Source organism: Gordonia sputi NBRC 100414, assembly GCF_000248055.1.
GTDB classification, from domain to species: Bacteria; Actinomycetota; Actinomycetes; order Mycobacteriales; family Mycobacteriaceae; genus Gordonia; species Gordonia sputi.
Genome location: NZ_BAFC01000093.1, coordinates 56813 through 69862 on the forward strand (window position 1 = coordinate 56813; position 13050 = coordinate 69862).

The following is a 13050-nucleotide window of genomic DNA, read 5'->3' on the forward strand; positions in this document are numbered from 1 at the left end:
GCTGATGTTGGGTGTAACACGGGCCATATCGGACTCTAAACCTGCCGGACACAGCCCTGATGGGGGCCTCCGTGGCTTGTGCGACAGATCACTCGTTCGGTCGGCGGTCCCCATCGCAGGACACCGGCCATCGATCAGCGCGCCACGCTCCTCGTATAGAGTCTGCCCTCGGTCCGCCGTACGCGGGCACGAAGTCGGGAAGAAGGGCGCAGCGCAACGGTTTTGGGTGAGATTCGACATCTAGAACACCGCCTTCACGATGGGTGTACGCACAGCCGGTATTGGTGACTCAGCTCACATTTGAGCGGGTTCTTACCGTCGATCGTTGGACTTGCCGCAATCGTTTCGTTACCGTCAGTCGAGCAGAACGGATCACGAATCGGTCACGAACAGTAACAAGACCGATATCGGGAACGAAGCAACAGGAATTGAGGTGGGCGACTTGGCGGAACGCGGAGCTCCGAGCAGGTCGACGTCGACGGTGGGCACCGTGGCATCACGACGCGGAAATACCTACGACGACATCCCGGCCGAGGAGATGACCGCGATCATCCCGATCGACGACCTCGACTCGTACGATCCCTGGGCCGCCGATTCCGCCGAGCGCGAGTACGCCGACGGTTACGACCAGACAACATGGTCGCCGTCCACGTGGGACCCCTACTACCGGCCCACCCGCTCCGAACTGACGCAGGACATCCTCATTCCCGAGGGCGGATTCGAGGCGTACGCCGACGATCCCTTCGAGAGCGAGGGCGCGCAGCTCGATTCGTTCCCCGCCGACGCCGACCTCGACCTCACCCACAGCGGCGAGATCGACCTACGGCCCGCTGAGAAGCCGTTCCGGCAGGTTCCCGAGCCTGGCCGCACCCGCACCCGCGGAAAGCACCGCCTTGCCGCACCCCCGACCGCTCTGCGCGGGGGTCGTGCAGCCCTCATCGCCATGGCCGCAGGCGCAGCAGTCGCCGCGGCAGCCCACGCCGGCACCACCGAGAAGGCGCCGGCACCCGCGACGACGCCCACCAACACCGCGAACGTCGACAAGGCAGCTCCCGTCGCCGATCTGGGACCGGGAGTCGCGGCGCCCGACAACTCCTCGCAGGACATGAGCGTCTTCACCTCGCAGCTCGCAGAGGGTGAACAGCTCGTCAAGGACGAGGCTGCACGCAAGGCAGCCGCGAGCCGTCCGTACTTCGAGTCACCGGTCCCGCTCGGCGTCTACCAATTCACCTCCGGTTTCGCGATGCGCTGGGGCAGCATGCACGGCGGCGTCGACTTCGCCGCCCCGCTCGGTACCCCGATCCACGCGGCGACCGACGGTGTCATCAAAGAAGCCGGACCGGCGTCGGGCTTCGGTAACTGGATTCAGGTCCAAGCCGCCGACGGTACGGTCACCGTGTACGGCCACATGTACTCGTCCGGTGTGCTGGTTCAGAAGGGCCAGACCGTCAAGGCGGGCGACGTGATCGGCCTCGTCGGCTCCGACGGTCAGTCGACCGGCCCGCACTGCCACTTCGAGGTCTGGAAGAACGGCACCACCAAGATCGACCCGGCCCCGTGGCTCGCCGAGCACGGCGTCCGGATGTCGGCCTACACGGGCTGAGTCACCTCACCCGACCCTGATCCGGGGCCCAACCTACCGGGTCGCTCTGACCCGCTGGTCGAGCGATACCCCGCTGGTCGAGCGATATCCCGCTGGTCGAGACTGACCCGCTGGTCGAGCTTGTCGAGACCTCAGAGCTTGTCGCCCGGAATTCCGCCCGCGGTCAGCAAGGTGATACGACCGGTCTTGCCGCCGTAGTCGATGACCACCCGCTCGGTGGCACCGCTCCCCTCTTTGCCCACTACCTTCCCCATGCCGTACTTGGGATGGTTGTGTCGATCGCCGACGTCGAGGTGGATCTGCTTGTTCCGGCCACGATTGGGGTCGGTCGAGTACTGCGAGCGACCCAGCGTGCGCGACGATCCACTGTCGGATCGCCCGAAAACGCCTCCGGTGGAACCGAATCCACGCGCGCCACGTCGAGGCTCGGTGCGTCGCCAATCGATGAGATGTTGCGGGATCTCTTGCAGGAAGCGCGATTCCGGATTGGAGACGGGTTGCCCCCAGGATGCGCGCGTCACCGAACGGGTCAGGTAGAGCCGCTCCTTGGCACGGGTGATGCCGACGTAGGCGAGTCGACGCTCCTCGCTCAACTCCGCCGGATCGCCCAGGGCACGCATGTGCGGGAAGTGGCCATCCTCCCAGCCCGTGACGAACACGACCGGAAACTCGAGCCCCTTCGCGGTGTGCAAGGTCATCAAAGTGACGACACCGTCGCCCTCGTCGGGCACCTGATCGGCGTCGGCGACGAGCGCGACCTTCTCGAGGAAGGCGGCCAGTGAACCGGGTTCGGGTTCGCCGTCGGTTCCGCCCAGGTCTTCATCGCCATCCGCTTCGTCATCGAATTCGACGTCGAGTTCGGCTGCCTCCGTGCTGAACTCGGCTGCGACGGAGATCAGCTCGTTGAGGTTGTCGAGGCGTGCGGCGTCTTGCGGGTCGCTCGAGCCCTCCAGCTCCGCCCGATACCCGCTGCGGTCGACGATGGCGGCGACCAGCTCTCCGATGTCGGCACCCTCCTCCGTCGCATCGGACACGGTCGCGACGTCGGCGCCCTCGTCGTCGGCCTGGCCGAAGGTGGTCAGGAAGTCGCGGCGCAATCCCTCGATCAGGTCGACGAATCCACCGATCTGTTTGACCGCGCGCGAATTGAGCAGGGCCACTTTGCCTTCGGCGCCGTCGAGCAGCGCCTGGTAGAAGCTGACACCCGCGTTCTCGGCGTGCACCGCGACGCACGCCTCGGCGCGGTCGCCGATGCCACGTCGGGGTGTGTTGAGGATGCGGCGCAGACTCACCGAATCGTCGGGATTGGCGACGGTGCGCAGGTAGGCCACGACGTCGCGGACCTCCTTGCGCTCATAGAAGCGGGTGCCGCCGACCACCTTGTACGGAATGCCGTGGCGCACAAAGACTTCTTCGATCGGTCGTGAGCCGGTGTTGGTTCGGTAGAACACGGCGATGTCGGAGTATTTGTACGACTCCGACACCCCGCCGATGGTGTGGTCGGTGAGGCGTTCGATCTCGGTGCCGATGAACATCGACTCGTCGCGGTCGGAATCCGACACGTAGCCGACAATGAGCTCACCGTCGCCCGAATCGGTCCACAGCCGCTTCTCGCGTCGATTCGGGTTGCGCGCGATGACCGCGTTCGCGGCAGACAGGATGGTCTGAGTGGAGCGGTAATTCTGTTCGAGCAGAATGGTTTCCGCGTTCGGGAAGTCGCGCTCGAACTCCTCGATGTTGCGGATCGTCGCGCCACGGAACGCGTAGATCGACTGGTCGGCGTCGCCGACGACGCACAGTTCCGACGGCTCGACGCTGCGGGCATCTGGCTCGTCGGCGGAGTCGTCCGAGGTGCTTCCGAGTACCAACTCGCGCACCAGAACGTATTGCGCGTGGTTGGTGTCCTGATACTCGTCGACCAGTACGTGGCGGAAGCGTCTGCGGTAGTACTCGGCGACCTCGGGGTGGCGTTGCAGCAACCCGACGGTCTCGCCGATCAGGTCGTCGAAGTCGAAGGCATTGGCGGTGCGCAGCCTGCGCTGGTATTCGGCGTAGATCTGCGCGATCGCCTGCTCGGTCGGGTCGCCCTGCGCTGTCGCGGTGATGGCTTCGTCGGGCGTGACCAGTTCGTTCTTGTAGTTCGAGATGATCACCGACACCCCGCGCGGCGCGAACTTCTTGGGGTCGAGGTCGAGATCTCGGATGATCATGCCGAGGAGCCGCTTGGAGTCGTCGGCGTCGTAGATCGAGAAGTTGGAGTTACGGCCCTCCAGGAGCGCCGACTGTGCACGCAGAATGCGCACGCACGTGGAGTGGAAGGTCGAGATCCACATGAAGTTGGCGCGCGGACCGACGAGGCCGATGACGCGCTCACGCATCTCGGCGGCCGCTTTGTTGGTGAAGGTGATTGCCAGGACCTGACCGGGCGAGACGTCGCGCTCGGCGAGCAGATAGGCGATGCGGCGGGTCAGCACCGCCGTCTTACCCGACCCCGCGCCCGCCACGATCAGTAGCGGCGAGCCGGAATGCAACACAGCCTCGCGCTGCTGCGGATTGAGCCCGGCGAGCAGGCGCGCGGACGCGTCGTCGGGGCTTGCTGCCGGAGCGCGGCCGGCGGGCGTGGCGGGGGTGCGGGTGGAACTGGTCATCGAGAGTTCAGGTTACTCGCCACCACCGACACTCAGCCCCCGAGGAGGCGCGCGTCGACAACCTCACCCACACGCCCCGCTCCGGTGTGCAGTGCGAGGCCGGGCGTGAGCGGCCGAACGTCGAGTTCGGTGCCGCGACCGTCGAGTTGCACGTAGACGACGTGCAACCCGGCTGTGACCGGCACCGTGACGGGCGCTCCACCGTCGAGCGAGAAATGCACCTGCCCAGCGGAATTGGCGCAGTATCCCAGTGCGATGGTCCATTGCCACTGGATCAGCGGACCGTCGAGTCGGAGTCGGCTCGGGCCGTCGAGTTCGGGTCGCGCGCACGACCCGCGCCCGGCGGTGATCGAGCGCCGCGGCGTCACGGCACCGGGCACGGCGTTGCCCGAGTTGTCGAGCACGATGAGACGGTCGGTGTGGGTGCCGAATGTCGGCCGATCACGCAGCTTGCCGAAGGTATGACTGATCTGGTTCTCCGGATAGGCGACCGGAAGCAACACCTCGAGGGGTAGTGCCTGGTCGAACATCGTCGTGTCCTTGTTCGCGGCGAGTGCGCGCTTGGCGTTCGCGAGATACGGGCCGGTCGGATCGTCATTCCACGACGCCGAGTAGGCCGCGGTGGAGATGATCGACGACGCGACCGCGAACGCCACGGCCATGACGCCGACGAGCAGCAGCGGCGATGTACCCGCCTCGCGTGCGTGCCGCGCGGGACCCCGATCGGCGCCATCCGTCTGCGACGCCCCGGTAGACGCACGGTTCGGCGAGATCAGGAGCAGCGTGAACGCCAGAGCCAACACCAGCGCGGCGTCGGGGAGATAGCGCATCGTCTGTGCGAGTTCGAGCGCCGTGTTGGCGCTCGACCGATTCCACATGGGCGGGATCTGCACGACCACCACGTACAACGCGACGGCAACGAGCACGCCGATCGCACCGACGCGCGTTCTGATCGCCCAGATGACGAAACCGGCAACCACGATCCAGCCGAGCACGATCATCCAGATCGACGGGAACCCCATCGGCGGAGAAGGTACCCAGCGTTCCCAGTCCCACGGACCTCCCACCAGGGACGGCACGAGCGCCTTGTTGATCGAGCGCCACACCAGTTGCGCGGTCTGCGACACCGAGTGCGTCCCCGCCGTCGCGTCGGAGACCGAGAAGTAGACGATGACCCACACCACGAAGACGACGGTCAGCGGAGTCCACAGCGCGCGACCCCGCGTGAAGGCGACGATGAGCGGGGTACGCGGGAGCGCCGAGACAGTGCGGTCGGCAGGCTCGCCGGTGTCATCCGAGGGCTCTGAGGTGCGGTCGAAACGCACGACCAGCACGGCCGCGATGAAGGCCACCGGCAGGATGAACAGCGACTTCTCGAAGAAGGCGAGCGCGACCACGAAGATCACCGTCGACCTGATGACGACGAGTCGTCGCGACGATTCCGGCACGCGGCCGGTGCACAAGAGAATGGCGTCGGCGACGATCCAGGCCATCGCCGCCTGCATCGGCAGCGAGTTGAGGCCCGCGGCCCACCAGATGTACGCGGGCACGGTCAGCGGAGTGAACAGATAGAACGCCAGGGCGGCCAATGCGCCGACCTCGAGCGCGGGCCGTCGACGACCCGCCCGGTCACCTCCCGCCGCCGATCCCACCACGCGAATCATTCGCCACACCGACAGCGACGCGAGCGCTTGCAACACGACCAGCGTGACCGCCGGGATCACCCAGTTGACCGGTGCTGCCAGCGTCGAGAGCCCGGCGACCAGGAAGGCCGCAGGCATGAAGTGGCCGTCGTGACTCTGGCCCAGGTAGTCCCACGACCAGAGGGGAAGGGTCGACGCGCGGCCGATGAGGATGAGGTCGTCCCAGTAGAAGTTGCCGGTCGCGACCAGCCACGCGCGGACCACCAGATGCGCGACGATCAGCACGATCGCCGTCACCACGGTGAGTGAGCCGATCCGGCCGGCGAGGGATCGGTGTCGATGCGGCTCGTCGGATGTGTGTGACTGCGACGTCACCGTCGGGCTGCTCGGCATGGGATCTAGTAGAACCGCCGCGGGTGGCGCGTGGCAAAATCACCCCGGTGAGCGATGCGAGCAACGATCAGAACCCTGCGACGACACCCGACGCCTCGTCGGACGTGCCGGTGCCGTTCGAGGAAACGATCGATCTCGAGTACTACCGCCTCGACCCCTCCATCGACGACCTGTCAGACGAGATCGACGACCTGCGGGTCGAGATCGACCGCCTCGACGCGATCATCCTGGCCGCGATCAAGCGCAGGACTGCCGTGTCGAAGAAGGTCGGCGCCACCCGGATGGCGTCGGGTGGCCCGCGGCTGGTGCATTCGCGCGAGGTGAAGGTCATCGACCGGTTCGCCGTGCTCGGCCAGGAGGGCCACACGCTCGCCATGCTGCTGCTGCGCCTCGGCAGGGGTCCGCTCGGTCGCTGACCGCTCGCCGGGTTCGCGATTGGTGAACCATCGGTTACGAGACGTCGGTCTCCCCTCTTATCGAGCACGCGCCACGCCGTGAAGACCTAGTGTTGGTTCATGGGCACCGACGTCTCGCGCAGCGGCAAGGACATCACCACTACTCAACCCTGGCAGGCGTTGGAGGCTCACAAGCCGATCCTCGCCGCACGCAATCTCCGGGAGTTGTTCGCCGACAACCCCTCCCGTGGACGCGAGCTCACCATCGACGTCGGCGATCTGCACATCGACTACTCCAAACACCTCATCGACGCCGAGACCATCGAGCTCCTCCTCTCGCTCGCGCGTGAAGCGAATCTCGAACAGCACCGCGACGACATGTTCGCCGGCGTGCACATCAATACCTCCGAAGACCGCGCGGTCCTGCACACCGCGCTCCGCCTGCCTGCCGACGCGCAACTCGTCGTCGACGGCCAGGACGTCGTACACGACGTCCACGAGGTGCTCGACGCGATGGGCGCATTCACCGACAAGCTGCGCAGCGGAGAGTGGAAGGGCCACACCGGAAAACCCATCACCGACGTCGTCAACATCGGCATCGGTGGCTCCGACCTCGGGCCCGTCATGGTGTACGGCTCGCTACGCCACTACGTCGACACCGACATCCGCTGCCACTTCGTGTCCAACGTCGACCCGGCCGACATGGTCGCGGCACTTGCCGACCTCGACGCCGAGCAGACGCTCTTCATCGTCGCCTCGAAAACCTTCACGACGCTGGAGACGCTGACCAACGCGGCGGCAGCCAAGCGGTGGCTGCTGGAGAAACTCGGTGCGGGCGAGGACGCCGTCGCCAAGCATTTCGCGGCCGTCAGCACCAACGCGGAAGCGGTGTCGAACTTCGGAATCGACCCCGTCAACATGTTCGGCTTCTGGGACTGGGTGGGTGGCCGCTACTCGGTGGATTCCGCGATCGGCCTCTCGGTGATGGCGGCGATCGGCAAAGAACGCTTCGCCGAATTCCTCGGCGGATTCCACACCGTCGACACCCATTTCCGTACGCAGCCGCTGGAGAGCAACGCGCCGGTGCTGCTGGCGTTGATCGGATTCTGGTACTCGAACTTCTGGGACGCGCAGTCGCGGGTGGTGCTCCCCTATTCGAACGACATGGCACGCTTCGCCGCGTACCTGCAGCAGTTGACGATGGAGTCCAACGGCAAGTCGGTCAAGGCCGACGGCGAGCACGTGACCACCAACACCGGCGAGATCTTCTGGGGCGAGCCGGGTACCAACGGCCAGCACGCCTTCTACCAACTGCTCCACCAGGGAACACGTCTGGTGCCCGCCGACTTCATCGGCTTCGCCAATCCCACCGACGATCTGCCCACAGCCGATGACACCGGCTCGATGCACGACCTGCTGATGAGCAACTACTTCGCGCAGACCAAGGTGCTGGCGTTCGGGAAGACCGCGGACGAGATCAGGGCCGAGGGCGTCGACGAGAAGGTGGTGCCGCACAAGGTGATGCCCGGCAACCGGCCGTCGACGTCGATACTCGCGTCCGAACTGACCCCGGCGGTGATCGGTCAGTTGATCGCGCTCTACGAGCATCAGGTCTTCGTCGAGGGCACGCTGTGGGGCATCAACTCGTTCGACCAGTGGGGCGTCGAACTCGGCAAGACGCAGGCCAAAGAACTTCTGGGCGTCATCACCGACGCCGAAGCGCCTGCGCAGCAAGGTGATTCGTCGACCGACGCACTGGTGCGCTGGTACCGCGCCGAGCGCGGACGCAAGGCCTGAGTCAGGACCAGCGCTCGTCGTCGAACACCTCGGGCGGGATCTCGTCGCCCGGTTGCACTCCGAGCGCCTCGAGCCGACCCATGAGCGCGGCCGCGACCGCAACGTAGGTGATGAGGTCCTGCGGTTCGTCGGCGCGCTCTGCCGGGTCGCCGCCGAGGAACTCGAGTACGAGCGGCGGCACGCAGTCGCCCATCGCGAGTTCGCGGGTGCCGGTCGCAACCCGCCAGGCGTCGAATCCGGAGACATCGACGGCGTCGGCGATCTCGCCGTCGCGGACGGCTGCGAGCACCTCGTCGAGGGTGGCGAGCGGTCCCGACGCTCCACTCGACGGGTCGAAGCCGATGACGGTGTCGGACGCGAGCTCCTCGTCGTCGTCGAGGGTGAAGTAGACGATCCCGCGCCAATCGGCGCCGATCGCGGTGATGTCGTCGCGCCCGAAGATCGACTCGAGTAGCTCACTCACGTCGTCTGCTCGTCGTCGCGAGAAGAGTGCGAACGCGCCATTGGCGACCACTTGCCCCTGTGTGGAACCCACATCCGATACCTTACGCACGTGAGGACTACCGTTTTGCGGCCGCGACTGCTCGTGGTGTCGCTGGCCTGTGTCGCGGGCGTGCTCGGCATCGCGGCATGCTCGTCGGACTCCGGAGGTACCGCCGAATCCGCGACGTCGGTGCCCCGATCGGCAGCCGTGACCGTCGCACCCGGGCAGCAGCATCCGCGCACAGCGCCCGGAACCACGCTCGACTTCGGCGCCTCCGCGTCGCTGCCTGCCGACGCCTATCGCGCGGGCGGGTCCACGGCGCTCTACACCGTCACCGGCATCACGCAGGGCAAACACGTGCCGAGCGCGCAAACCCGTGGCGGCACAGCGTATTTCGTCTACGTCACAGTGACGTCTCTGGCACCACGTCCGGCGCCCGCCCCCAAAGTCCTCGGCCTCGCCGGTTCGGCGGATGGACGCACCGCGGCGCTGACACTGCCGCCGTCGACCTCCCTGAAGGACTGCGCCAACCCCAAGCCCCCCGAAACCATGCGCCGCGGCGACTCCTACGCCACCTGCCTCGTCGCCTACGCCGATGAGGGGCAAAAGCTCACGCGGGTCATCTACTGGGCCGACACCACCGGCGACGACTCGCTCGACTACAAGCAGGCGCCCGTCGTGTGGCGCAATCCGGCTGACGTCGTCAGCAGTTCTCCCGCGCCACCTGCAGGCTGAGGACGTGGCTGGCCTTAGAGCGGCTCAGATCATCCGACGCGTGACGAACCCCGGCAGATACTTCAGCGCCGCGGCGATAGGAGTCCACGGCCACGCCGGCACCGGTGAGTAACCGTTCTCGGCCTCGATGGCCTTGACCATCGCCGCGACTCCGGACTCCGTGTCGGCCATCAGCGCGGTTTTCACACCGCGATTGATGTCGGTCTCGATGTAGCCGGGCGCGACGACGGAGACCGTGATCGGCGAGTTGACGAGTTCTGCCTGCAGACCCTGCCCGATCGCCGTGACACCGGCTTTCGACGCCGAGTACGCGGTCTGCGCCTTGGGAAGTCCACGAATTCCGCTGATCGAACTGACCAGCACGAGGTGACCGTGGTTCTGCGCGCGGAAGATCTCCATCGCCGCCTCGGCCTGTGCGAGCGCTCCGACGAGGTTGGTCTGCACGGTCTCGATGTTGGCGTGCGCCTTGCCCGTGCCTATCGGCGCCCCCTTGCCCAGCCCCGCGTTCACGATCACGCGGTCGAGACCGCCGAGTTCGTCGCGCAGCTTGCCGAAGACGACGGGCACGGCGTCGACGTCGGTGACGTCGAGTGCGCTGACGGCGACCTGCGGCGCACTCGGCCGGAGTTCGTCGGCGAGGGTCTCGAGGCGGTCGACGCGTCGGGCGGCCAGGGCCAGCGAACGGCCGCGCGCAGCGAACTCACGGGCCATCCCCTCGCCGAGCCCCGAGCTCGCGCCGGTGATCAGGATCTTTTGTCGGGTCGTCACGCAGGACAACCTACCCCCGGACGCGGGAACGTCGAACGAGACGTACCACCGCGGTCTGACCGTCATCGCCGACGATCCGCTCGGAGTCGGCCCAGTCGTCACCGCGCTCAGTGAGGATCTGCTCTGCCTGCGCGGCGTTCATCTCCATCAGCAGCGCGCCACCGTCGGCGAGCCAGGTCGGGGCGTCGGCGACGAGTCGTCGAATGTGGTCGAGGCCGTCGTGACCGGCAAGAAGCGCGGCCTGAGGTTCGTGTTCGGTTTCGTGCGGCAGGAGGTCGACGGCGCCGTCGGGGACGTAGGGCGGTACTGCGGCGATCATGTCCACGGCTCCCCGTAGCTGCCGCGGCAACGTCGACAGTCCGTCGCCGAGGTGAGCGTGTGCGCCCACGGGGAGGTTGCGGCGCGCATACTCCAGCGCTGTCGGGTCGATGTCGACGACGTGGATGCGCGCACCGACCGTCCCGTCTGCCACCGCCACCGCGATCGGCGCGACTCCGCAATACGCCTCGACCACCACGGGTTGCTCGACGTGACGTTCGCGCAATGCCTCCCCGGCAACACGCGCGAGGAGCAGCGAGCGCTGTCGAGGAATAAACACCCGCGGCCCCACCTGCAGGTCGATCGAACCGAACCGGACCGTCCCCACCACATGCTCGAGCGGCTCGCCAGCACAACGCCGCACGGCCATCTCTTCCAGATGTTCGACGTCGCGCGCGGCGTCGACCAGAACGGCCGCCTCCTCCTCCGCGAACACACAGCCCGCCGCCCGCAGCCGCGCGGCCAGCGCCGACTGGGCGCTCTGTACTGCCGACTGTGCGTTGCCGCGCGCCGAGTGGGCGTCCGTCACTTGAGCAGCCGCGACATCCGACGGTCCGCGAGCACCTTCCCGCCGGTCTGACACGTCGGGCAGTACTGGAACGACCTGTCGGTGAAACTGACCTCCCGGATCGTGTCGCCGCACACCGGACACGGCATCCCGGTACGTGCGTGTACGCGTAGCCCGGTTCGCTTCTCCGACTTCAGTTTTGCGACGCCGAGACCTTCGAGCCGTCCGGTCGCGTCGGTGAGTACAGCCCGCATCGACTCGTAGAGGGTGTCGATCTGGGCGTCGGACAGTGTTTTCGACGACGCGAACGGCGAAAGCTTTGCGGTGTGCAGGATCTCGTCGGAGTAGGCGTTTCCGATCCCGGCGATCACCCGCTGATCGGTCAGCACGTTCTTGATTCGGCCCGACGTGCCGCGCAGGATCGCGGCGAGTTCGTCGCGCGTGACACCCATCGCGTCCGGTCCGAGCGAGGCGATGCGCTCGACGTCGGACACATCCCGCACCACCCAGACGGCCAGCCGCTTCTGGGTGCCGGCCTCGGTAACGTCGAAGCCCTCTCCGGGCAGTCCGCAGTGCACGCGCAGCGCGATCGGGCTCTTGCCGCCGGGACGCAGCGGCCGCGGCGAGAGATCCTCGCTCCAGCGCAGCCACCCCGCGCGCGAGAGGTGGATGACCAGGCTGATCGTCGGTTCGTCGACCTGTTCGGCGCTGCCGGGAATCGTCGTGATGACGAGGTATTTGCCGATCCGCGACGCGGAGTCGACGATGCGCCCGATCAGCGCGGTGTACGGCGGATCTGCTGTCTTGAGTACCGACAGCGACGCGACGTCGACACGACAAATCGGGAAGCCGGCAGCGTGATCGTCGACGTAATCGGCGATGGCGGCGACCTCGGGCAGCTCAGGCATGCCTTCAGTGTGCTCTAGTAAGTGCATGATCTCCGCACATTCCGACGCCGAGCTCGCCGCTCGGATCGCGGTCGGGGCAGGTGAGATCCTCGTCGGAGTGCGCTCGGGACAGCTGCTGGGTGGTCGACAACTCGGCGACCTCGGCGACGCGATGGCCCAGGCGTGGATCGGCAACGTGCTGCGTCGACATCGCGGCTCCGACGCCGTGCTCTCGGAAGAGGCCGACGACGTCGGCGACCGCGCGAGCGCCGACCGTGTCTGGATCATCGACCCGCTCGACGGCACGCGCGAGTTCGCTTCCGGCACTGCCGACTGGGCAGTCCATGTCGCGCTCACCGAGTCCGGCGTGGTGACAGCGGCGGCGGTCTCGCTACCCGCGACCGGCGAACTGTTCCGCACCGACACCGTCGAACGCACAAGCGGCCCGCTACGACACCGCATGGCCGTATCTCGTTGGGGCGGAACGTATGAGGTGGCCGCGGTATCTCGCGCACTCGGTCTGGCGCCGGTCGAGATCGGGTCGGCGGGCGCCAAGGCGATGGCCGTGGTCCGCGGCGACGTCGACGCGTACGTCCACTCGGGCGGCCAGTACGAGTGGGACAACTGCGCCCCGGTCGGCGTCGCACTCGCCGCGGGGCTGCACTGCAGCCGCCTCGACGGCTCGCCCATCCTCTACAACCGCCCGCGCCCGTACATGCCCGACTTCGTCATCTGCCGATCCGAGATCGCCGACGACCTACTCGGCGTCCTCGCCCGGATCTGGTGAGTCGTCGCCGATCGAGCGCCCTCACCGCTGGCCGAGCGCCCTTCCGCTAGCCGAGCAGCCCCACACGCTGGTCGAGCGCCCCTA

At 67.0% G+C, this 13050-nt stretch carries 11 protein-coding genes; 5 read left to right on the top strand and 6 right to left on the bottom strand.

Translation table 11 applies throughout. From position 1 onward, the window contains the following. Positions 1–433: 433 nt before the first annotated feature. Entirely contained in the window at positions 434–1603 is a 1170-nt protein-coding gene (locus GOSPT_RS15355) for a M23 family metallopeptidase (protein WP_039856221.1), read from the top strand. 131 nt (positions 1604–1734) lie between these two features. Here GOSPT_RS15355 and GOSPT_RS15360 read toward each other — a convergent pair whose 3' ends face one another. Together GOSPT_RS15360 and GOSPT_RS15365 are read right to left on the bottom strand one after the other, a co-directional pair. Further along, positions 1735–4251 (bottom strand): UvrD-helicase domain-containing protein, encoded by a 2517-nt coding sequence (locus GOSPT_RS15360; RefSeq protein ID WP_005207314.1) that lies wholly within the window; start codon positions 4249–4251, stop codon positions 1735–1737. A 32-nt stretch (positions 4252–4283) separates the two neighbouring features. Then, positions 4284–6287 carry a hypothetical protein gene (locus tag GOSPT_RS15365; protein ID WP_231894653.1) on the bottom strand — a complete coding sequence of 668 codons (2004 nt, stop codon included), beginning with the start codon at positions 6285–6287 and terminating at the stop codon, positions 4284–4286. A gap of 47 nt (positions 6288–6334) precedes the next feature. Between GOSPT_RS15365 and GOSPT_RS15370 the strand changes: the two genes are divergently transcribed. Then, positions 6335–6703 carry a chorismate mutase gene (locus GOSPT_RS15370; RefSeq protein WP_039856226.1) on the top strand — a complete coding sequence of 123 codons (369 nt, stop codon included), beginning with the start codon at positions 6335–6337 and terminating at the stop codon, positions 6701–6703. Positions 6704–6802: 99 nt separating this feature from the next. Next, positions 6803–8479, top strand: a complete 1677-nt coding sequence (pgi, locus tag GOSPT_RS15375) for a glucose-6-phosphate isomerase (protein ID WP_005207319.1) — start codon at positions 6803–6805, stop codon at positions 8477–8479. Position 8480: 1 nt separating this feature from the next. On the opposite strand, the gene GOSPT_RS15380 is transcribed toward pgi, so the two are convergent. Next, positions 8481–9014, bottom strand: coding sequence for a hypothetical protein (locus tag GOSPT_RS15380; RefSeq protein WP_039856203.1), 534 nt, complete (start codon positions 9012–9014; stop codon positions 8481–8483). An 18-nt stretch (positions 9015–9032) separates the two neighbouring features. Here GOSPT_RS15380 and GOSPT_RS15385 point away from each other — a divergent pair, with 18 nt between their 5' ends. Next, positions 9033–9698: a hypothetical protein gene (locus tag GOSPT_RS15385; protein WP_231894654.1), complete on the top strand. Its 666-nt coding sequence runs from the start codon at positions 9033–9035 to the stop codon at positions 9696–9698. Positions 9699–9722: 24 nt separating this feature from the next. Here GOSPT_RS15385 and GOSPT_RS15390 read toward each other — a convergent pair whose 3' ends face one another. From GOSPT_RS15390 to GOSPT_RS15400, 3 genes are read right to left on the bottom strand one after another with little or no spacing between them, the layout of a single operon-like run. Then, complete coding sequence (locus GOSPT_RS15390) at positions 9723–10466, bottom strand: SDR family oxidoreductase (RefSeq protein ID WP_005207322.1); 744 nt, start codon at positions 10464–10466, stop codon at positions 9723–9725. A 10-nt stretch (positions 10467–10476) separates the two neighbouring features. Beyond that, positions 10477–11313 (bottom strand): N5-glutamine methyltransferase family protein, encoded by an 837-nt coding sequence (locus GOSPT_RS15395; protein WP_005207323.1) that lies wholly within the window; start codon positions 11311–11313, stop codon positions 10477–10479. After that, a complete protein-coding gene (locus tag GOSPT_RS15400; RefSeq protein WP_039856205.1) occupies positions 11310–12200 on the bottom strand; it encodes a DNA-formamidopyrimidine glycosylase family protein in 891 nt (296 codons plus the stop codon). The genes GOSPT_RS15395 and GOSPT_RS15400 overlap by 4 nt, the downstream gene beginning before the upstream one ends. A 25-nt stretch (positions 12201–12225) precedes the next feature. On the opposite strand from GOSPT_RS15400, the gene GOSPT_RS15405 reads away from it, so the two are divergent. After that, positions 12226–12966 (top strand): 3'(2'),5'-bisphosphate nucleotidase CysQ, encoded by a 741-nt coding sequence (locus GOSPT_RS15405; RefSeq protein ID WP_005207326.1) that lies wholly within the window; start codon positions 12226–12228, stop codon positions 12964–12966. The last annotated feature ends 84 nt before the right edge of the window (positions 12967–13050 follow it).